19 protein-coding genes are annotated in these 22,104 nt (G+C 44.8%); 9 read left to right on the top strand and 10 right to left on the bottom strand.

Translation table 11 applies throughout. From position 1 onward, the window contains the following. Together SFV55_RS10825 and SFV55_RS10820 are read right to left on the bottom strand one after the other, a co-directional pair. The coding region (locus SFV55_RS10825) for an amidohydrolase family protein (protein WP_320029516.1) at nt 1–601 on the bottom strand (601 nt) is incomplete at its 3' end. 34 nt (nt 602–635) lie between these two features. Continuing rightward, complete coding sequence (locus tag SFV55_RS10820; RefSeq protein WP_320029515.1) at nt 636–1,280, bottom strand: deoxynucleoside kinase; 645 nt, start codon at nt 1,278–1,280, stop codon at nt 636–638. A 169-nt stretch (nt 1,281–1,449) separates the two neighbouring features. Here SFV55_RS10820 and gatC point away from each other — a divergent pair, with 169 nt between their 5' ends. The 3 genes from gatC to SFV55_RS10805 all read left to right on the top strand — a co-directional run bounded on the left by gatC (nt 1,450) and on the right by SFV55_RS10805 (nt 8,444). Then, nucleotides 1,450–1,740: an Asp-tRNA(Asn)/Glu-tRNA(Gln) amidotransferase subunit GatC gene (gene gatC / locus SFV55_RS10815; protein WP_320029514.1), complete on the top strand. Its 291-nt coding sequence runs from the start codon at nt 1,450–1,452 to the stop codon at nt 1,738–1,740. Nucleotides 1,741–1,775: 35 nt separating this feature from the next. After that, nucleotides 1,776–2,492, top strand: a complete 717-nt coding sequence (locus tag SFV55_RS10810) for an ABC transporter ATP-binding protein (RefSeq protein WP_320029513.1) — start codon at nt 1,776–1,778, stop codon at nt 2,490–2,492. Between the two features lie 309 nt (nt 2,493–2,801). After that, on the top strand, nt 2,802–8,444 hold the full coding sequence (locus SFV55_RS10805; RefSeq protein ID WP_320029512.1) for a gliding motility-associated C-terminal domain-containing protein: 5,643 nt from the start codon (nt 2,802–2,804) through the stop codon (nt 8,442–8,444). A 119-nt stretch (nt 8,445–8,563) separates the two neighbouring features. Here the strand turns inward: SFV55_RS10805 and ald are convergent, their stop codons facing one another. Together ald and SFV55_RS10795 are read right to left on the bottom strand one after the other, a co-directional pair. Beyond that, nucleotides 8,564–9,676: an alanine dehydrogenase gene (ald, locus tag SFV55_RS10800; RefSeq protein ID WP_320029511.1), complete on the bottom strand. Its 1,113-nt coding sequence runs from the start codon at nt 9,674–9,676 to the stop codon at nt 8,564–8,566. 215 nt (nt 9,677–9,891) lie between these two features. Beyond that, nucleotides 9,892–10,374: a DUF4442 domain-containing protein gene (locus SFV55_RS10795; RefSeq protein ID WP_320029510.1), complete on the bottom strand. Its 483-nt coding sequence runs from the start codon at nt 10,372–10,374 to the stop codon at nt 9,892–9,894. Between the two features lie 193 nt (nt 10,375–10,567). On the opposite strand from SFV55_RS10795, the gene SFV55_RS10790 reads away from it, so the two are divergent. Beyond that, complete coding sequence (locus tag SFV55_RS10790; RefSeq protein WP_320029509.1) at nt 10,568–11,188, top strand: hypothetical protein; 621 nt, start codon at nt 10,568–10,570, stop codon at nt 11,186–11,188. Nucleotides 11,189–11,269: 81 nt separating this feature from the next. Here the strand turns inward: SFV55_RS10790 and SFV55_RS10785 are convergent, their stop codons facing one another. The 3 genes from SFV55_RS10785 to SFV55_RS10775 all read right to left on the bottom strand — a co-directional run bounded on the left by SFV55_RS10785 (nt 11,270) and on the right by SFV55_RS10775 (nt 14,505). After that, on the bottom strand, nt 11,270–12,253 hold the full coding sequence (locus tag SFV55_RS10785) for a bifunctional ADP-heptose synthase (RefSeq protein WP_320029508.1): 984 nt from the start codon (nt 12,251–12,253) through the stop codon (nt 11,270–11,272). Nucleotides 12,254–12,325: 72 nt separating this feature from the next. Then, nucleotides 12,326–13,585 (bottom strand): 3-deoxy-D-manno-octulosonic acid transferase, encoded by a 1,260-nt coding sequence (locus SFV55_RS10780; RefSeq protein ID WP_320029507.1) that lies wholly within the window; start codon nt 13,583–13,585, stop codon nt 12,326–12,328. 164 nt (nt 13,586–13,749) lie between these two features. Then, the gene (locus SFV55_RS10775; RefSeq protein WP_320029506.1) at nt 13,750–14,505 is read right to left on the bottom strand and encodes a hypothetical protein; all 756 of its coding nucleotides are present in this window, start codon (nt 14,503–14,505) and stop codon (nt 13,750–13,752) included. A 129-nt stretch (nt 14,506–14,634) separates the two neighbouring features. Between SFV55_RS10775 and SFV55_RS10770 the strand changes: the two genes are divergently transcribed. Together SFV55_RS10770 and rfbB are read left to right on the top strand one after the other, a co-directional pair. Then, nucleotides 14,635–15,579 (top strand): UDP-glucuronic acid decarboxylase family protein, encoded by a 945-nt coding sequence (locus tag SFV55_RS10770; protein ID WP_320029505.1) that lies wholly within the window; start codon nt 14,635–14,637, stop codon nt 15,577–15,579. A gap of 29 nt (nt 15,580–15,608) precedes the next feature. Then, on the top strand, nt 15,609–16,661 hold the full coding sequence (gene rfbB / locus SFV55_RS10765) for a dTDP-glucose 4,6-dehydratase (protein WP_320029504.1): 1,053 nt from the start codon (nt 15,609–15,611) through the stop codon (nt 16,659–16,661). A 90-nt stretch (nt 16,662–16,751) separates the two neighbouring features. On the opposite strand, the gene SFV55_RS10760 is transcribed toward rfbB, so the two are convergent. After that, nucleotides 16,752–17,249 (bottom strand): GNAT family N-acetyltransferase, encoded by a 498-nt coding sequence (locus tag SFV55_RS10760; protein WP_320029503.1) that lies wholly within the window; start codon nt 17,247–17,249, stop codon nt 16,752–16,754. Nucleotides 17,250–17,352: 103 nt separating this feature from the next. Here SFV55_RS10760 and SFV55_RS10755 point away from each other — a divergent pair, with 103 nt between their 5' ends. Further along, nucleotides 17,353–18,195 carry a hypothetical protein gene (locus SFV55_RS10755; protein ID WP_320029502.1) on the top strand — a complete coding sequence of 281 codons (843 nt, stop codon included), beginning with the start codon at nt 17,353–17,355 and terminating at the stop codon, nt 18,193–18,195. Nucleotides 18,196–18,219: 24 nt separating this feature from the next. Next, nucleotides 18,220–19,230: a S41 family peptidase gene (locus SFV55_RS10750; protein ID WP_320029501.1), complete on the top strand. Its 1,011-nt coding sequence runs from the start codon at nt 18,220–18,222 to the stop codon at nt 19,228–19,230. 88 nt (nt 19,231–19,318) lie between these two features. Here SFV55_RS10750 and SFV55_RS10745 read toward each other — a convergent pair whose 3' ends face one another. Both SFV55_RS10745 and pyrE read right to left on the bottom strand, forming a co-directional pair. Then, a complete protein-coding gene (locus SFV55_RS10745; protein ID WP_320029500.1) occupies nt 19,319–20,398 on the bottom strand; it encodes a M42 family metallopeptidase in 1,080 nt (359 codons plus the stop codon). A gap of 205 nt (nt 20,399–20,603) precedes the next feature. Then, on the bottom strand, nt 20,604–21,242 hold the full coding sequence (gene pyrE / locus SFV55_RS10740; RefSeq protein ID WP_320029499.1) for an orotate phosphoribosyltransferase: 639 nt from the start codon (nt 21,240–21,242) through the stop codon (nt 20,604–20,606). 44 nt (nt 21,243–21,286) lie between these two features. On the opposite strand from pyrE, the gene SFV55_RS10735 reads away from it, so the two are divergent. Next, nucleotides 21,287–21,910, top strand: coding sequence for an NUDIX hydrolase (locus SFV55_RS10735; RefSeq protein WP_320029498.1), 624 nt, complete (start codon nt 21,287–21,289; stop codon nt 21,908–21,910). Nucleotides 21,911–22,104 lie beyond the last annotated feature (194 nt).

Genomic DNA, 22,104 nt, shown 5'->3' with positions numbered 1-22,104 from the left:
CCTTGGGATCGCGCACGATAGCTCCACCTTCCACTTCTTTGGTGTCGGCAGTAATCCCGGCTGCTTTCATGGCTGCACCATTTGCAAGAGACATGTGACCATCCAGGCGATTGAGAAAAACGGGATGATTGGGAGTAACCTCATCAATCCAGGCTGCAGCGGGTAACTCACCTCCCCATAGGGTATGGTCCCAGTCGCCGCCGGTGATCCAGGTGCCGGGCGGCACAGTTTTGGCAAAATCGGCAATGCGCTGGATAAAAATGGCTTTGGTTTTGGCGTCGCGTAGTTGAACCGAAGCCAAATTCAAACCAGCATCGATAAAGTGAACGTGGGAGTCAATGAAGCCTGGGGTGACCATTTGCCCTTTGGCATCCATAACCATTTTGGCTTCAGACAAAAGGTCTTTTGGTATATCTTGACTCGACCCCACAAATACAATGCTGTCTCCTCGAATGGCTAATGCTTCAGCCCAGGGTTGGGCTGGATTGCTGGTCCAAATGCGAGCGTTTTGCAAAATGATGGTTGCAGGAGCTGTTTTTTGAACCTGGGAACAAGCCAGGCCAAGGCCAACCAATACCAGTAAACATAAGGTGGATTTCATGGTGGATTTTTTTCTCACCACTCAAAGTAAAACTTTAAAATAACCCGTGCAACTCACCCTGTACCATATTTACTACCTTGGACAAGTCGTCTTGGCTGCGGGCAAAATCAATATCATCTGCATTGATGATTAGCAATCGACCGTGGTTGTAGGTTTCAATCCAGGCTTCGTACTTTTCGTTGAGGCGGCGCAGGTAGTCCAAACTGATACTGCCTTCATAATCCCGACCCCGCATCTGGATGTGATCAACCAGGGTTGGTATGCTGGCCCGCAGGTAAATAAGTAAGTCCGGTGGCTGGATTTGAGAAGACATCGTTTCGAACAAATCCAGGTAATTGTGATAGTCCCGTCCAGTCATCAGACCCATATCGTACAGGTTACGAGCGAAAATGTAGGCATCTTCGTATATGGTGCGATCCTGAATGACCGTTTTTTCACCGCTGAGGATGGAAAGAATCTGCTGGTACCTGCTATTTAAAAAGTAGATCTGTAGGTTGAAGGACCAACGGTTCATGTCGTTATAAAAATCAACCAGGTAAGGGTTGTCGTCGGCGGATTCGTAGTGAATGTCCCAGTTAAAACTTTTGCCCAATTGCGTACAAAGGGTCGTTTTTCCGGCGCCAATATTTCCGGCAATGGCCACGTGCTTGATTTTGGAGACTTGGTCTTGCTGATTCATACTTTGTTCTAAAGTAACTTATACGGTACTACACTGTGTAACGCGGCTAAAATACGTTTTTTGTTGAGCAGCGCGAATTATCCTTTAAGAAGTTTAGAAAATTAATGCAAGGATTAAATGTATTTTTGCCGCTGTCGAACAAAATCGCCTACTTATCTAAGAATTTATCATGACCATCACTGGAACATTAATTTCGAGACTGGAACATTTGGCCCGTTTAGAACTTTCTGATGCCGAACGCCAATCCTTGCAAAAGGACCTTGGTAATATTTTGACTATGGTGGAGAAGCTTCAGGAATTAGATACCAATAATGTAGAACCTTTGGTATATCTAAACGAAGATGTCAACGTATGGCGCGAAGATCAGGTGCAAAACCAGGTAGACCGGGAAAAAGCCTTATCCAATGCGCCCCAACAAGACGGGACATTCTTTATGGTACCAAAGGTGATTGATCTTTAAAGTGCATTTTGCACAGACAACACAAATCTTTGTACATGGAACCGATCATTTCTTTTCGTGAGCTCAAGAAGACCTACATCATGGGAGATACCCAGGTGAATGCCCTTCAGTCGGTGAGTCTGAACATTTTTAAAAATGAATATGTCGCACTGATGGGACCTTCTGGTTCTGGAAAGTCAACCTTGATGAACGTGCTGGGTTGTTTGGATACACCTACTGGCGGAGATTACTTTCTCAACAGTGTCAACGTGAGCTCCATGACCGATGCCGAATTGGCTGAGGTGCGGAACAAAGAAATCGGCTTCGTTTTTCAAACTTTCAATCTGTTACCCCGGCTTTCAGCTTTGGAAAATGTTGCCTTACCTTTAGTCTATGCAGGCATCAGCAAAAACGCTCGCCTGGAAAAGGCTCGGGCCATGTTGGAAGCCGTTGGACTCGCTGATCGTATGGATCACAACCCCAATGAACTTTCGGGTGGACAAAGACAAAGGGTGGCCATCGCCCGGGCTCTGGTCAATGACCCTTCGATTATCCTGGCAGATGAACCTACGGGTAACCTCGACTCAGCCACCTCTTATGAAATCATGGTCTTGTTCGAACAAATCCATAAAGCAGGCAATACCATTATCCTGGTTACTCACGAACCAGATATTGCCGATCATGCCCACCGGATCGTGCGCATGCGGGATGGCCTGATTGAAAGAGATTATAAAAATGAAAACATTACAACGGCGGAAGCTATAGCAAAATAAGGGGGTTCGCAGATGCGAACCCTTTTCTGTTGGTCTTTTCGCTACAAGTTTTTCAAAAATCCCTTCTCGTTTAAAAAATATACTTTATTTTTGTTTTTGTACGGTCCCCTCACGTACCTATCTGGCCGTTTTTTGCGTTACTTTAAAAAAAATGACATCTATTCTATCCATTCAGGTCTGCATTCCAGCCTTAGCATTCCTGTGAACATATGATTGGTAAATTGCATCTATCCCGGGTGCCATTTATTGGAACACTGGCACTTCAAAGACCATTGTCTTTGGAGTTGAGGGGCAACTAAAAAAACAATCATGGGAATCCGTTATCTCAAAAACTCGATTTGGGTCTTACCCATCTTATTTTCGTTTTATGTTCAGGCACAAAAGCCAAATACCGATTGTCGAACCGCAAAAGTGATTTGTAGCGATAGCACTTTTTCATTTTTGCCGTTGGGACGTGGTATTGATGATTTTGCCAACCTCAAAAACCGCCAGGGCTGTTTGCAAAGGGGGGAAAACATCAGTAGTTGGTTTTATTTTGAATTCCGAAAGGACATGCCTCCAAATAGCCTGGTTTGGTTCAAAATTGTAGATAAAATTGAAGCCAATTGTATCCAGGACTTTGACTTCGCCATTTATCCAGGTCAATTGCATTGTGATAGTCTTGGAAATCCCATACGATGTTCATTTTTCCAACCGCCAACCAGTGCAATTGATTCTCTTGAAACGGGGATGCGGCCCTCTTCGCAGGACACCACTGAGGGCCTCGTTGGTGATGGCTTTTTAAAACCAATGATTGTACAGCCGGGACAAGGTTACTTTTTATTGGTCGATTTTTTTGTGGGAGTTTGCCTGCCTGTATTTGATTCTACCAAAGTCCAGGATTTTGTTTTTGACTGGGATGGCCCAGCAGCTCCTTTCTTGAACTGTATCGCCAATCCAAACTGCGATCTGGTTCAACTCACCACCAGTAGGGATACTACTGTTTGTGCGGGTACCAGCCTTAATCTGACAGGTTCGGCCTCCTTTACCAATAACGGAGAAACCTATATTTGGCGGGCTAAAGGAGCCGGAGCTGCCTTTATCAAACCGAATGGTCGGACCAATGCCGTTGTTGACATACCAATCAGTTTTTCAGGGCGCTTGGTCTATGAATTCACGGTTGAAGAGGGGAATTGTGTCCACTCTGATTCGGTAGTCATCATTGTGACACCGGCGCCACAGGTGAAACTATCGGCCGATACCGTATTGTGCGCGGGTTCTTTTACCACAGTTCAAGCTCCTGCGGGATTTGCTGAATATATATGGCAGGACGGTAGCCGTAATTCAACTTTACCTTCGGTTGGTGCAGGGAATTATAGTGTAACGGTAACCTCCAATGATGGCTGTAAAGGCACCGACGCGATTCAGATCATTGAAAAAAAGATTCCCAATCCGTTGATTACTGGAGATACCATTCTTTGTGTGGGCGAAAGCACTCGATTGACAGTTATCGATACTTTTGATACCTATCGCTGGGATAATCCACTCCTGGGCACTACCAATTCTATTTTGGTCAATACAGCAGGAAAATACACAGTTACAGTTACAGACAAAGAAGGTTGTAACATTGTTGGCTCCATAATGGTCGATGTAAAAAGTAACCCGCCTGCGGATATTCGAGGGGCAACCTTTTTCTGTCAAGATAAGAGCACCATCATTAGCGGACCAAATGGACGTTTTTCTTATCGGTGGTCACGCAATAATGCAACTACTCAGGACATTGAGATTAATAGCCCTGGGCCAGTGAGTCTGACAGTTACCAGTGAATTTGGTTGTACTGCTTCAAACAGTATTAGTATTATTGAGCGATCTAACCCGGCCATTCAAGTTGGAGGAGACAAGTTTTTCTGTGGTAATGAAAGTGCTACCTTGATTGCTGACCCCGGTTTCCGTGCATACCTTTGGTCAACTGGTGATACCAGTACGAGTATTACCATTAAAATTCCAGCTACTTACTTGGTGTCAGTTACAGATGCCTTTGGTTGCCAGGGTGTTGCGGCTGCTACAATTGACACCATTCCATATCCACGCCCCATTATTTCAGGACCAACGACTATTTGTAGCGGTGAACGAGCAGTACTAACCCCAGGAAATTATCGGGATTACCTTTGGTCCAATGGAGCAACTACTTCGAGTATTTCGGTAAATATTCCATCCAATTACACAGTGACTGTAACTGCGGCAAATGGATGTATGGGGATCGATTCATTGCCACTTCAGGTTCTATCGAGCCCTACGCCTGATATTGAAGGTGATTTGGTGTTGTGCCCAGGAGAAACCAGTACAGTTCGTCTATCGGCCAGTTATTCTATTTACGCTTGGTCGACTGGTACTAACACCACCAGTACACAAATCAACCGACCTGGCCCACTTACGGTTCGGGTAACGGATCAGAATGGGTGTACAGGAGAGGATTCTGTAAATGTAGTACTTGTGCCTAATCCCATTCCTTCCATCCAGGGCCCTAGTCAATTGTGCGAAGGTGATACAGTGGATTTGAGCACTTCGCGAGGTTACCAAATATATCAGTGGTCGACTGGAGATACCCTAAATGAGATCAACATCTCCAAAGGAGGGATTTACACCTTAACAGTTACGGACTTCAATAATTGTGTGGGGGACACCAGCATCAGTGTTCAAATTTTGGCCAATCCCAAGCCACAAATCACCGGGGACAAGGTTATCTGTGACGGAACTCGGGCGACCTTGAATGCGCCCCCAGGATATAACGTATACAATTGGTCAAACGGTCGAAACACCTCTAGCATTTCGGTAGGGAATCCAGCTTTATACATACTAGAAGTAACTTCAGCCAATGGTTGCATCAATAGGGATTCTATCGATTTGCCTTTGGTTAAGCCTAAACTACCGAGAGGCATGGGGATGGAAAAAGTCCTTTGCATCGGATCTAGCGTAATTTTAGATCCTGGACCCGGCTTTAACAGTTATGTATGGTCTACTGGTGCAACTTCTCAAGCCATAAGCGTGGGCTTGGGTGGACGGTATGAAATTATGGTGGTTGACAGCAATGGGTGTTCAACCTCAACATTTTACCCGGTCAAAGCAGTTAGGGTAGATACCCCTGATATTTCAGGCCCCAGAGAAATTTGTGAAGGGCAATCGACTTTGCTTTTTGCACTCAATGGTAGTTTTAGAACTTACCTTTGGTCAACTGGTGAAACAAGTGGTGCTATCCAGATTCAGGCTGGAGGTAATTTTAATTTGATTACAACCGATTTTAATGGCTGTAGGGCATCGGCGCAAAAAAGCATCATAGGCAAACCTTCACCACCCATCAGTATCACTGGAGATTTGGTCATTTGCCGAAACGAAACCACTATACTTACGGCAAGTGCTGGTTACCCGAATTATTTATGGACCAATAGCAACAACGATACCGCTCGCTCAATTATAGTGGGTGCTCCTGGGCCCTATTCTGTTCAGGTAATGGGCGCTAACGGATGCCCCGGTAGTGCTACAGTGCAAGTGATACAAAGTAGGCTTCCATTTCCCATTATTGAAGGGGACCGCTTTTTGTGTGAAAAAGATACATTGGTTTTGGAGGTAGAAACTGGTTTTACAACCTACAACTGGACCAATGGAGAAACCGACAATAGCATTATCATCCGAGAACCAGGGTTGTATGGGGTTACAGTTATGGATCATCTCAACTGTGTGGGGAATGCTTTGATTAGTGTATTTCCCAAATTGGCCCCTCCAGTTGAAATTGTTGGCCCCCGAACCATATGCCCTGGAGATACCGTAACTTTACGTACTTCTACCACCTTTAAAGCCTATCAATGGAATAGGTCAGATACAACAACAGCCTTTAGTGTGCTTGCCCCTGGAACCATTCAAGTCAGAGTACAGGGGGCTAATGGTTGTTTTAATCAGGATACTTTCTTGTTGACCCAGGCACCGGTACCTCAGTTTAGCTTCTCCGGCAAACCCTATTTTTGTGAAGGTGAGGAGACGACCATCTCTGTTACTCCAGGATTTGAACAATACCAATGGAGGGATGGTTTCCAGGGAACTTCCAGAACAATTGACACTGCTGGAACCTACTATCTTGAAGTGGGCAATTCAAATGGCTGTCGGAAATCGGATTCCATTTCGATCCAAAACATCGCTTTACCAATTGCCAATGCAGGTGTAGATACTGTGCTCAACTGTATTTGGCGAGATATTAAACTGGGAGGGCTAAACACCAGCGAAGGTCGATATAATTGGACTGGCCCAGGCATTACCCTTACCAACAGGAACCAACGCAACCCCAGAGTTTCTCAGGCTGGCTTGTACACACTGATTGTAACTGATCAAAAGTATGGCTGTGTTAGTGCGCTGGATTCAATGCAATTGGAAGATTTGGCCTATCGCCCGACGCTAAGCATTAGCCCCATTGGAGTTTTGTCCTGCCGTGAGGATACCATGAGTTTGGTGGGCAATTCAACCCTGGTAGGCAATCGTTATCAGTATCAATGGCAGGACGCTATTGGTCAGGACATTCCAGATGCCCAAAATATTCAGTTGTTGATTAATCAAGGTGGGAAATATTCTCTACAACTGATCGATACCCGCACTGGGTGCATCGGGGTAGCGAGTTATACGGTTACCCCGGATACCTTGGCTCCAGTAGCAGATATTTATGGAGCAGAACCGCTGACGTGTATTCGTGATTCGGTGACCTTGAGTATTACCCAGGCACGCCCAGGAGAGACCTGGACCTACGAATGGCAACGTACCAATGCTGGTCAAATTGTAAATCTGACCACTAACCCTAAATTGACATTGGGGCAAATCGGCATCTATCGATTGCGCGTACAGAATGAAGGGAACGGTTGTGCTGCATTTGATTCAGTACAAATTATTAAAGATACCCTGGCACCAGTTGCAGAGGCCGGGCCTGACCAGGAACTGGATTGTACAAACCAAAGTGTCCAGATTGGAATTAGCAATCAGAACAATGCCAGTTTCCGCTGGTACCAGATCGAAAATGCTTTTTTTAACCGCAAAGAAGCTCAGCCAACAGTGGATGAAAAAGGGACCTATATCCTGGAGGTTGAAAATTTGCTAAATGGATGCCGCAGCACAGATACAGTAATTGTTAAGGTGTTTGCTGATTCACCGGATAGTTTGAGCTTAAACATTAAACACGTTACTTGTGCTGGACTGAACAATGGTGCTCTGGAAATTGTGGATGTTCGAGGTGGAGAGGGACCTTTTCTATATCGACTGGGCAAACAGGGCGTTTTTGGCACTAGCCCCTCCTTCAATAACCTGAAAGATGGTTTGTACACTTTGGGTGTTCAAGACATACGAGGTTGTACCTGGAACCAAACGGTGGTCATCAACCCAGGAGTAGCTGCTGATTTACAAGTGTCCCCAGCGCAAACCATCAAACGAGGTCAAACAGTACAATTGCAGTCTGTGACCAATTTGAGTCTAAATTCCGTGCAGAATTTCCGCTGGAGCACAAATTCCACCACAACGACCCTGTCATGTGATACCTGTCGCAATTTTGATATTCAACTTTTTAGTACAACCGAGTTTACCGCCAATATTGTTGACACCAATGGTTGTGCTGCTGTAGCCAGAACCATTATTACCGTAGACCCCAAAGCAGGCTTTTTTGTGCCCAATGCATTTTCACCCAATGGTGATGGGCTCAATGACACTTTTGATGTTGAAGTTGGACCAGATATTGATAATATACTGATTTTCCAGGTTTTTGATCGTTGGGGAGAATTGATGTATAGCCTTGAAAATTTTGACCCTCGTAGGGAAGGTCACGGTTGGGACGGGATGCACAAAGGTTGTTTGATGAATACCGGGGTTTTTGTTTGGCGCATTGAGGTCTTGGGCTTGGATGGCCAAAAATTTAAAGGCAAGGGTGATGTATTACTTGTGCATTAGCAAGAGGTAGTCGTTTGAAAGGTGATTTAACAAAATGATTCGAAATAGCCAATTAGGGAGTTTCTAAAAACATCTAATCCCTTAAATGATAGTTTTTAGAAACTCCCTGGATTTATTCATTACATCAAGGTCTCCACGTCGGTATAATCAAGGCCAAATGCATCGGCGACCCCCTGGTATACTACTTTTCCGCCTACAATGTTCAGGCCTTTGCGTAGTGGCAAACTATCCTGGCAAGCTTTTTTCCAGCCCTTGTTCGCCAATTGCAAGGCGTAGGGAAGGGTAGCGTTGGTCAGTGCCAGGGTAGAGGTAGCGGGTACTGCGCCGGGCATGTTGGCTACACAGTAATGCACCACATGATCGATGATGTAGGTAGGATTGTCGTGGGTAGTCGGGTGGGTCGTCTCAAAACAACCACCTTGATCCACGGCTACATCCACGAGTACCGTACCGGGGCGCATGGTTTTGAGCATGTCTGCAGTAATCAATTTGGGAGCTTTGGCTCCTGGGATTAGGATGGCACCGATGATCAAGTCGTGGTCTCTGATCATACGACGAATGGTGTATTCGTTTGAGAAAATTGTGTTGACATTGGGCGGCATTACTTCGGAAAGGTAACGCAAGCGGGGTAGGTTGATGTCGAGAATGGACACTTCAGCACCTAAACCAGCCGCCATTTTAGCAGCCTGGGTGCCTACTATTCCACCACCCAGTACCAATACTTTACCTGGTGCTACTCCGGGTACCCCTCCCAGCAACACGCCCCGACCTTTAACGGGTTTTTCTAGGTATTTGGCACCTTCCTGGATAGCCATGCGGCCTGCAACTTCCGACATTGGAACAAGCAGTGGCAAAGAACCGTCCGTTAACTCTACCGTTTCATAGGCCAAACAGATAGCCTTACTTTTGATCATGGCTTCTGTCAATGGCTGATAAGAGGCAAAGTGAAAATAGGTAAACAGGAGTTGATCTGGCTTGATCAAAGCCCATTCTTGCTCAATGGGTTCTTTTACCTTGATGATCATTTCTGCGATGCCGTATACTTCTTCAATGTTTGGAAGGATTTTTGCACCTGCCGCTTCGTATTCATCATCATCAAATCCACTGCCTTCCCCAGCTGTGGATTGTACGTATACAGTGTGTTTTCTTTTGGTGAGCTCCAACGCACCGGCCGGTGTAAGGGCTACGCGGTTTTCATTGGTTTTGATTTCCTTTGGTACTCCAATGATCATTTGGAATAAGTTTTATTTGGTAGAGAAAAACAAGAGCCATAGGTGACAGCTCATTAACGCAGCAAAAATAACAGAACTCTACGCAACAAGTAGTAGGGCAAAAATAAATGTTCATTTTTTTAGGCAATAGGACTAGATAAGGAACTTAAATTGAATTGTTTGGCGGCCTAATCTTATGAAAATGAACATTCATTTTTTTATTGCCCACAACCATACTACTTCCGTTTAAAAGACCATGTGAAGGTCATCTTGGCAACCACTGCACCGTTGTCCTCTTGTACCCCTGTGCTGGTGACGCTTATGCTTTGTGGCTGGTTGGTCTCTATGGCTTTTTGAATGCAGGCTTGAATGGAAGCGCCTTCCTCACAGGTGAAGGTGACCCAGGAAGTTGCTTTTTTGACAAAACTGGCCTCCATCCCTACGATTAGCATGGAGCAGGGCACCTGATCACTAAGTGCTGCAAGTGCCAGCATGCCCGTTGAGAGTTCTGCTGCACCACATTGTGCGGCAAAATAGGTAGAGCGAAAGGGATTTTGGGTTCGCCAACGAAAAGGGATACGGGTTTGACCACGTTCTGGCGTTACCGATTTGATCTGAACTCCCCAAAAAAACAAACTAGGTAACTTTTGCAGGAAATACCATTTCATTTTTAAAGGGTTATTCACATTCTGTAAAAAAGTATGGCGCACAGCAGACATAACCAATTGGTTTTAGCGAATTTTCGCTAAAAATATCATTTTTTTGAAAAACCAAGGCGCTAAGTTTGTTTTACTTTTTATTTTTGGGATGTTTGTCGGAAATATGCAAGAAGGATTTACTTCTGTTTGCTTATTTCGGGTTCAGACAGAACTTTGTTCGACTTTTAATTGATTCATCAGGAAATAGATTAGCATGTTTTTTGGCACCAATTTTTTCGCCCTTTTGTCCATCCTTTTCTGGACTGTGCATCCAATTGCTATACCCAATCTGGAATTAGGACGTTACGAATACGCTGGAATCGACAATAAAAAGTTCCATTTTTTTAGAGTCGAAAATGAAGGTACTTATCGTGAGGTTGAGGCCAGAACAACTGGTATTGGCGAAATTCAATACTTGCCATTTTGTGATAAAGACCAATTTGGAACCACCTTTTACGATTGTGGACAGTATCCAGACCTGGAAAAACCCTACATTGAATTTAGTGCCAACGGCGTTGAACTAGCCCTATTCTATGGGCCCTCTGAAGCCATCCAGGTAGTGAGTGGTTCTTATTCCATTCAAGGTGATACCCTTTCCTTTGGTGAAGCTCCAGTAGGTTTAAAGGTGGCTTGCCCCAAAGGAAACAAGAACCGGGAGATTGGATTGCCATATCGTATCTATCAAACTTCCAGATCTATGGTTTCTTCGGTTGATCTTTATGCCGATTACCTTAGTGAACAAGAACACCTGGATCAAATCCGGGCACAAAGCAAGTTGAGTGTGGGGGATACCATTGCTTTGTGTTTATTGAAGGAACGCTTTGTGAAACGGTGATCGCTGCCAGCTATGTGCAACCAACCCTCATCTATCTGCATCCAGCAAAATCCCTGGCTAAATGAGTAGTTGGTTGATAGCTCATAGCTCATAGCCCTTTATCTTTAGATATTCCAGCCCCAATTGTTCTTTATCTACAGGCACTACACCCACTTTTTCACAAACCTGACCACCAGCCAGATTGGCCAGCAACGCTATTTCCTGCAAATCAAGTTTTAGTCCAAGTCCTAAAGCCACGATACTGATTACGGTATCACCAGCCCCACATACATCGGCTACGGCCCGTGGTTCGGTTGGTATAATTTTACCCTTTCCTCCTGTTTCCAGAAAAAGGCCTTTTTCTGATAAGGTGATTAGAGTATGTTGATTGCCCAATTGTGCTTTAATGTAAGTCGCAGCTGCTTGTAGCGAGGCAAGATTGGTTTGGACTGGTTGAGGCGACTGGGCGCGAATTTCCTTCAAGTTGGGTTTGAACAAGGTGATTTGTTTGTAGGCCCAAAAATTGTTGAATTTGGGGTCGACTGCAGTAGGAATACCACGCCGAATGGATTCCAGAATGACTTCCCGAATGACCCTGGGTGAAAGCACCCCTTTGTTGTAATCCTGAAACAGGATCACATGGATATCCTGGGTATCCAAAGCATAGGATATGATTTCCAGCAATTGCTCTACTTCGCTGTCGTTCAAGTCATGGGTGTCTTCCTGATCCATCCGTAGGAGGTGTTGAGCCCCTGCCATGATCCGGGTTTTGACCGTAGTACGGCGCGTACTGGAGTGAAGAATATGTTGATTGCTCATGCCATTCTCAGGTAACAATTGACGAAAAGCCTGGCCATCCTCATCGTGCCCCACCACACTGCACAAAATGGGGGTGGCCCCCATAGCCCGTACATTGAGCGCCACATTGGCTGCTCCACCCAGCCGCAAGTCTTCTGCTTCCAGGTTGACAACCGGAACTGGGGCTTCTGGTGAAATACGAGTGACATTGCCACGCAGGTATCGGTCGATCATTACATCACCGACGATTAAAACATTCACCTGGTTGAAATCATCAAAATTGAGCATGCGCTATTTTGTTTTTTGGGGAGGGCAAAAATAATGAGGAAATTTTGAAATACTAGAAAGTAGGAGTGGAACCTATTCGTCTTTGATGGTCTTTCTTAATCTAGCCATAATTTTCAGGGTCGCCCCCCGATTTTCTTTCAAGTAGTCTTGTACTGAGGCGGAGGCTTGGGCTCTGAAAGTGTTGTATTTCAATTGAGTGAAAACGGCTTCAAGGTCTGGTTCCTCCTGCACCACAAATGCCCCGCCCGTTTTTACATTCGCTACGGCCTCCTCAAACTTCTGGTACTTTGGCCCAAAAATGACTGGCAAACCAAAAGCCATTGGTTCCAATGTATTGTGTATCCCCGTGCCAAATCCACCTCCAATGTAAGCAATTGTGGCATAACGGTACAAAGCTGAGAGCATGCCGATGTTGTCGATGATGAGTACCGTGCGATCGGAATGGTTCTCAGCTTGAAATTGCGAATAGCGGATGCATTGCGGACCAAACTTTTGCTCAATTTGCTCCAGGTGGCTGGCCCCAATTTCATGTGGCGCAATGATCATTTTCCAATCCTTACACAATTCCTGATTTCCCCACAATCCAGCCAATAAAACCTCGTCTGGCCCCCAGGTGCTACCCGCCATCAATACAGTACTGTTCTGTACAAACGATTCTACCAAGGGAAACGATTTTGCCTCAGCAGCAATTTGCAGCACCCGGTCAATACGGGGGTCACCGGCGAGAGTGTATTGATGGATTTGATGCTTTTCCAATAAATCAAGCGAACTCTGATTTTGCACAAAAAAGTGATCAAAGTCCCTTAAAATCCGCAAATACCAAGCCCCCCAGGGCTTAAAAAAGGGCTGTTTGGGGCGGAACAACGCTGCGATTAGCCATACTGGGATTTCCTTTTTGTGTAAGGTTTTTAAAAAATTATACCAAAACTCATACTTCACAAAAACGGCCAGCTGGGGTTGTACAATGGATAAAAACTTTTGGGCATTCCCGGGCAAATCGGCAGGTAGATAACAAACCAGGTTCGCGTGAGCATAGTTTTTTCGAATTTCGTAACCTGATGGAGAGAAGAACGTAAGTAGAATGAACACTTCGGGGTACTCCTTTTTGATGGCTTCCATTAAAGGTCGACCTTGTTCAAATTCTCCTAGAGAGGCGCTGTGCACCCAAATGAGGGTTTGGTTTGCTTCTCTTTTGGAGGAAAGTTCGAGGCTTAGTTTTTCGGCCCAATTTTTTCGGCCGCTCCACCAGAGGTTTGCTTTGGGGTGGAATAAGGCGGCCACTCGGATGAAAAGTAGGTATAGGTAGATTCCAAGGGTGTACAAAATGGACATGATCAGCGCTAGGTTAGTGTATGTTTTGGATGAGTCATTTGGTCTAAAGAAAATCACCAAAGCTACATCTTTTATCACAAAGGACACAGTGGCAGCACAAAGGACACAAAGTTAGGTATTGACGACGCTTTGTTTTCAATTTTTTCTTGATGATTCATTCCAACTCAGTAGAAAATTTCTTCTGCTTTATCGGCATAGAAGGGCAAAATCCAGCCCAGGCGGATACCCAATAACAAATCTACCCGCTTTTTCCCATCCTTACTTTGCATAGCAAAATCAAAACTGCGCCTCGATTGGGTAAAGCCCTGCATGAACTCAAATCCGGCCATAAAATTACTGCGTCGATCCTTGCTCATGGCCTGGTAACCAAAAAACTGTTGTAGGGCTAGGCCATTGCTCAAGCGGTCGTACCCTTTTTTGTACACATCGGTTAATTGAATTACTGTTCGTTGGGGATCGTCCTGAATGCGGATTTTATGCTGGAGCATACCCAGGCCAAAATTGATACGCCAACCAGCGCGGGAAGATTGCCGGGTATTAACGGGGAAGACCCGTCCAGCCGAAAACCCCACATAAAATCCACGCTCCCGCATGGGGATGTCAGCTACCTCACGATCGTTGCCAATGATGTAGCCCTCTTTGGTGCGCAAACCTACCAGGGGATCTTCTTTCACCTGGTTGCCGAAGAGGTACTGCGCATCCACCCCCAAGACCCAATTTTTTGGCCCCCATTGCCAATCAATGCCTCCTCCAGCAATGAAATTGGTTCCGAAGCGTTCTTTTAAAGTTCCAGCAGGAATTTGAGCACCGTAGGTAAATTTACTCAAAACTACTCCCTTGGGCTCATTTTGAGAAGCTTGAGCGGAAAGTTGTAAGGTATACACCAAACCAAGAATAAACAAGAATAGGCTTCTTTTCATGTAGGGTAAGACTTTTGATGGCCTAAAACTAAACTTTTCCTCTATGCATGAAAAAAACTTTTAGGTAAAGCAGCCGTCGAACCTTATCTTTATGGCAGATTTAAAAAAACAGCTGTAAAAAAATTTCCAGTGAAAAGAGTTCTCATTACCGGCGCTGCCGGATTTTTAGGGTCGCATCTCAGCGATCGGTTTATAAAAGAAGGGTACCAGGTCGTTGGCATGGATAATCTTCTGACAGGAAACATTCAAAACATTGAACACCTATTTCCCCTCAAGGAATTTGAGTATTACCACCACGACATTACCAAGTTTATACACGTACCTGGTAAACTTGATTATATCCTACATTTTGCTTCACCGGCCAGCCCGATTGATTACCTGAAAATGCCAATTCAAACCTTGAAGGTTGGGGCCTTGGGTACACACAATTTGCTGGGATTGGCGCGTGAAAAAAAAGCCCGGATTCTGGTGGCCTCTACTTCGGAAGTGTACGGAGACCCTTTGGAACATCCACAATCAGAGGAATATTGGGGCAATGTGAATCCTATCGGGCCAAGGGGCGTTTACGACGAAGCCAAACGTTTTTTGGAAGCCATTACCATGGCCTACCATACTTTCCACAAAGTGGATACTCGAATCATCAGAATTTTCAACACTTACGGCCCTCGGATGCGGGTAGAAGACGGACGCGTGCTACCAGCGTTTTTTTCTCAAGCCATTCGTGGTGAAGGCCTGACTGTATTTGGAGATGGCTCCCAGACTAGATCTTTCTGTTATGTTGACGATTTGGTTGAAGGCATTTACCGCCTCCTTTTGAGCGACTACAACCAACCCGTCAATATTGGCAATCCGGATGAGTGTACCATCTTGCAATTCGCACAAGAAATACTCGATTTGGTAGGGAACCCGAAAGCCTATATTGATTATCGCCCCTTGCCGGTAGACGACCCTAAAGTGCGCCAACCAGACATTACCAAGGCCAGAAACATCCTGGGTTGGGAGCCTAAGGTTCCTCGAGCTGAAGGCTTGCAACGTACTTTTACATATTTTAAAACTGTTGTAGAACCCGGATAGGGTTGTTGCATCTCTGAACCTTCATTACCATGTCCTTTACTCAAAATATCCTCATTACGGGAGGTGCTGGTTTCATCGGTACCCATCTGGTAAAAAGAATGGTCAAACTATACCCGCAGTATCGGATTGTGAACCTCGATCTGTTGACCTACGCGGGTAATCTGAGCAATTTGACGGACGTAGAAAACGCGCCCAATTACGTTTTTTGCAAGGGTGATATTCGTGACCATGTTTTGTTAGAGGGTCTTTTTGCCACTTACGCCTTTGACGGAGTGATCCATTTGGCGGCTGAGTCGCATGTGGATCGCTCCATCAGCAACCCTATGGCTTTTGTTGAAACCAATATTTTGGGCACCCTCAATTTGTTGAATGTTGCCAAAGCCCACTGGGATAAACCAACCCACCAACGTTTTTATCACATTTCCACAGATGAAGTGTATGGCTCATTGGGGGAAACTGGTTTTTTTACCGAAGAAACTGCTTATGACCCCCGCTCACCTTATTCTGCTTCCAAAGCAGGTTCGGATATGCTGGTGCGGGCTTATCACCACACTTTTGGTTTGCCTACAGTTGTGTCCAATTGTTCCAATAATTATGGGCCTTACCAGTTTCCTGAAAAATTAATCCCGCTGATTATCAATAATATTTGCAATAATAAAACCTTGCCAGTTTATGGCGATGGTTTGTATACGCGAGATTGGTTGTGGGTTGAAGACCATGCTGCGGCTATTGATTTGATCTATCACCAGGGGAAAATTGGGGAAACCTATAATATAGGGGGCAACAATGAACGCCGCAATATTGAACTGGTTCATTATCTCTGCGATGTAATGGATGAGTTGCTGGGGCGCAGCCAGGGAACTTCCAGGCAATTGATCACCTTTGTGAAAGACCGCCCCGGTCATGATCGGCGCTATGCCATTGATGCAAGTAAGTTGAAAAATGAACTCAACTGGGAGCCTCAAGTTAATCCGGAAGATGGATTAAAAATGACTGCACAATGGTATCTGGACAACAGTGAATGGTTGGAAGCAGTGACTTCGGGAGCCTACCAACAATATTACGAAAGCCATTATTTATAATCCTAAATTTACTTTAGTGTCTTAGGTTTCTTAGGTGGTAAAGAAATTTTTCCACCATCTAAGAAACCTAAGATACAAAAGTAGTACTATTTATTCAAGTTTTTTTGAATAAAAAGAGTCACAACCACTGTGGCCTGTGTTGCCCACCTGTCCGCACAATTGCTCAAACCCCATTTTAGCATACAAGGCTTTGGCTTCGGTCATTCGATCTAGGGTTTCGAGGTAGCAAGTTTTGTAGCCCAGATTTTTAGCAGCCTTGAGCAGATGTTCTACCATTTTTTGCCCCATTCCCCGACCACGTACTTCCGGAACGAAATACATTTTTTTGAGCTCACAAGTTGCAGGGTCACCACCCAGCAAAGGGCCGATTCCGGCGCCGCCCAAAACTCGATTTTGGGCATCGCTTATTACAAAATAAGCACATCCATCGGCCTGGTAATAATCGTACATGAGATCAACTTCAGGATCATTGATGGAAAATCCGTCTCCTACTGCACCGTAGGCGGTCATTACCTCCCTGATGATTTTGGCCATCGGCTCATTGTCACTGGATTCGATTGGCCGGATAAAAAGTGTATCGTTTTGCATTGTGTTTGTACTGCTTTATACCGAAATTAGGTTTTTTACGAAGAACTTACCATAATTTCCCAAGATTTTTGTAGTCTTATTGCCGGATAATAACCCATTTCAAATGAAGAGCGTTTCATTCGGTATTGTCGTTTTTTGCTTTCTACTATTTGGGCAATTGTTAGCTCAAGAGAAGAGCAAGCAGGTGGACTTTCGTTACGGGAAGTTCTTTAATGTAGCCGCTTTGTTGGATTATCAGGGCAGCCGGGATTTTGGGGTTTCCCCACTTGTCTATCGCGGATTTCATTACGGAGGCATGGCGGAATTGGGTTTTGAGGGACTACGTTGGGACATTTCCGTAGATGGTGGCATTGGAGTGGGGGAGAGTAGTGTAGCTAAAGTGGCCACCTTTGTTTCCGAATCAACCGTATTTTACTATAACGCTCGCTTTTTGCGCAAAATCTGGGAAAAAGATGAGGGTAAGCTCGATTTTCGCACCGGATTGCACCTGGGAGGTTATTCTGCTCAACGCGTTACCCCTGCGTTTTTGAATGCTTCCTTGGTCTGGGAAAGCATTAATACACTTTTTGCCAGTGCTAAGATCAACTGGCGACACAGCCATGAGCAATCAGCGGGTAAATTTTTGTTCATTCGACAGCGGGAAGGGCTTAGGCACATCAAATTGAGCTCTCAGCTCAGTTTGCCATTGCTGAATTCCGTTTGGCGACCCGATTATGCCTATATCGACGACTTTTCGGATGGCGACGCTGATGTTTTTGCCAACAATAAACTGAATTTTGGGGGCCTTCGCTTGCAATGGCGTTCAGATGCTTACTATTATTTCTTGAATGGCAATGCTTTACGCCTAACTTATCTATGGGATGCTCAACGTAGCGCGAATACCATCAACCGCCTCGAATTGGGGCACCATCAGATGGTATTGGGAATCATGATTCGACTCAATTAATTAGAGCGGTAAAATTCAATCATCATGAAGTTAAGTACAGTCCTGAGTTCTGTAGTTTTGTTCCTGCTTTTTTCTTGCGAAACCTTTATTTTTGAACAAGAAGTGGCTGATAACCCTCGGGAAAACTTTAATTACTTGTGGGAACAATGTAACGACAAATACTCTTTTTTTGCGTATAAAAATATCGACTGGTCCACGATTCGGAGCAAATACGAGCCACAAATAAAAGACAAAATGACCAGTGATGAGTTGTTCAAAGTTTTGTTTGGGATGCTGAACGAGCTTAAGGATGGACATGTCAATCTGATCTCGCCTTTTCGGCAATCACGTTATGACTTTGATCTACTTGGCCCTGAAAACATTGATGTAAGAGTGGTGCGGGAGCATTACCTGAAGAGTGATTACGTCATCACCGGGCCATTTGAGCACAATGTGGTAGGTGCCGATAAAAAGGTGGCCTATGTGCGGTACGATTCATTCGAAGGAAAGGTTTCCCCTGCGCATGTCAATTATCTGCTGAGTTATTACCGGAATATGAATGGTTTGATTTTTGATATTCGCCAAAATGGGGGTGGAAGTGCCTCAAATGTTTTTAAAATCCTGAATCAAATCGTCCCCGAAAAAACACTTTTGTACAACTCTTACCTTAAATCTGGCCCCGGACCGGAAGACTTTGAAGGACCACAGCCAGCTTATGCCGAGCCCAATGAAGACCGCTTCAAATTCAACAAAAAAATTGCCGTATTGATCGACCGGGGGACATTTAGTGCAGCTTCTTTTTTTGCGCTTGCTGCCAGGGAAGTTGACAATATGGTTTTGATTGGTGACCGTACTGGAGGTGGTTTGGGTATACCCAATGGTGGACAACTGCCCAATGGTTGGACTTATAGATTTTCCATTTCCAGGACACTAAGCCCTGCAGGTGAAAATTTTGAAAATGGGGTGCCACCGGATATTCAAGTTGTCTTGACTAAAGGTGACCGGGATCGAGGGGTGGATACGGTGATCGAAAGGGCCATTCAAGAACTCAAATAGGGGGTGATTTCAATCCAATGCAAAATCTACGATTTATTCCCCCCTGGAGACGCACGGCTGTGCGTCTCTACAATTTGGTGTTTTTCGACTAGAAGTATTTGAAATTGTGTTGGTATTCAATCTTTTGCAGCGAGTGGTAGATGAGGTTGATCACATTGTTTACGTCGTCTTTATGGGCCATCTCAACAGTTGTATGCATGTAGCGTAATGGCAGAGAAATCAAGGCAGACGGCACCCCGCCATTGGAATAGGCAAAGGCATCAGTATCTGTGCCAGTTCGGCGGGAAGCAGCTTCCCGTTGGAAAGGAATATCATTGGCCGTTGCTGCATCGATGATCAGGGAAAGCAATTTATTGTGAACCGCTGGAGCATAAGTAACCGATGGTCCATTGCCACACTTTACATCGCCAAATTTTTTCTTACTGATCAAAGGGGTGTTGGTGTCGTGCGTTACGTCGGTGACGATGGCAACCTGTGGTTTGATGCTTTGGGCGATCATTTCGGCTCCACGTAGTCCAACCTCTTCCTGTACCGAATTGACAATGTATAAACTGTAAGGCAATTCAATTTTGTTTTCGTGCAACAAACGAGCAACCTCTGCTATACAGAATCCCCCGATCCGGTTGTCCAGCGCTCTGCCAACATAGTAACGATCATTTAATGCAATTACCTCATCTTCATAAACCAGGACGCAACCTACGTGGACTCCCATTTCGAGGACCTCCTCTTTGTTTTTTGCACCTACATCGATGAAAATGTTGTCAACTTTTGGAGCCAGATTGTTTTCTTCTCCGTTACGGGTATGGATTGCTGGCCAACCAAATATTCCTTTAACGATTCCTTTAGGTGTGTGGATATTGACTCGTTTGGAAGGGGCGATCATTTGATCGGAGCCACCATTGCGGACCACGTGCAAAAAACCATCATCGGTGATGAAGTTGACGAACCAGGATATTTCATCAGCATGTCCTTCGATGACCACCTTAAAGTCCTTGCCTGGGTTGATGATGCCGTATGCCGTGCCATAATTATCCAAACCCGTTTCGTGTACAAATGGTCGGATGTATGCTAACCAGAGCTTTTGCCCGGCGGACTCAAACCCGGTCGGAGAGGCATTATTGAGATATTGAAACAAAAATTGTTCAGATTGAGCTGTAATTACCGACATATTAAATTGGTTGGTGCTAAAACTAAGGGGCGATCAAAAATTAGTACTCATTTTACCAATGGGCTAGAGGAGAAAACGCTTCATTTCAAGTGTCTTTTCTAATCCTTTGGCTTAAGAAAAATGAGCACTTATTTTTGCCCTACTACTAACCGATAAATATAAAAATTATCTGCTGTAGACATAGTTCGTGAACAGAATTATATTTTTAGTTTTCCCATTGGGCGCTCCATTGTTTAGGATCATGACGCCAAAGCTTGAGTGTTTCCTGATCAGCCGGGCTTACATAGGCTGATTCAATAGCCACCTGAGTCATGATGCTGTAATTGCTGAGGGTTTCCAAGTGGCAATTGGCTTGTTGAAACGCTACCTTTGCGGCATCAAATTCGTAAGAAAAAATAGCCAATACCCCAACGACATTACACCCTTCAGCTCGCAAGGCTTCTACCGCCTGTAAACTACTTCCTCCGGTGGAAATCAGGTCTTCAACGACTAATACCCTCTGACCCGTTTTAATCTCACCTTCGATGAGGTTTTGACGACCATGCTCCTTGGCTTTTGCTCTTACATATACGAAGGGAAGTTTTAGCCGGTCAGCCAGTAGTGTACCGTGTGGAATACCCGCAGTTGCAACCCCTGCCACCAGATTGAAATCGGGGAAAAGTTTACTTTTTTCAACTAACCCTTCAACCACCCTGTCTCGAATGTCAGGGTAGGACAGGAGGGTGCGGTTATCGCAATAAATGGGAGACCTCAGTCCTGAAGCCCAGGTGAATGGGTTTTGAGGACTTAATTTTATTGCCTTTATTTGCAATAATCTTTTAGCTATTTCGGTGGCAACATTCATTTCCAAACGGACTTTGGTTTTTGGTCGACAAAATAAAGACACAAATGTACAAAATCTACATTAACGACATTCCATTCATTTTATCCTCGGATTTAGCTTTGGCTCGAAATATACCGGGGGACAAAACCAATATCGTGGCCCGCTATAATGGCTCGCCTAAAATTTTCTTGAATTATTCAGACATGTTGGAAAAAGGCCGGCAATTGGACTCGATTACCATTTTTTCTGAGAATTTGGAGGGGCTTTGGGCTGATTTTTGCTCTAATTTTAAAATAATTGAAGCTGCTGGTGGCTGTGTTTTTAATGCTCAGGAGCAACTGTTGGTGATTTACCGCCGTGGTTCCTGGGATTTGCCCAAGGGTAAAATTGATCCAGGAGAAACCCCTGAACAAGCTGCGGTGAGGGAAGTGGAAGAAGAGACTGGAATCGCTGAAATTTCACTGGGTAATTTTCTTGACTATACCTATCATACTTATCGGGATCCAAAAGAAAGACGAATCCTTAAACGTACTTATTGGTATCGGATGCACACCCCCCAAAGCAATTTGATACCTCAAGCTGAAGAAGATATTGAAGTGGCAGAATGGGTATTCCCCGGGCCTTTTCTGGCTCAGCCGGGATTGGCCATTTATCGAAGCATCAAAGAAGTCATTGAAAAATTGAAATAAAAAACGAAGGGCTGCCAAATGGCAGCCCTTCGCCCTTATTATCGTGGAAGGTATAGAGACGCGATGCATCGCGTCTCTACGAACAATTATTCAACGATGATCATCTTCTTAGTAGCAGTGAAATCGTCAGCTTCCAGGGTGTAGTACAACACACCAGTAGCGTTCAAATCAGCAGCTTTCAGGGTGATTTGGTT

This window comes from Haliscomenobacter sp. (genome assembly GCF_033763495.1).
Classification (GTDB): domain Bacteria; phylum Bacteroidota; class Bacteroidia; order Chitinophagales; family Saprospiraceae; genus Haliscomenobacter.
Note: the sequence above shows the minus strand (reverse complement) of the source record. Positions and strands in the feature narration are given on the sequence as shown.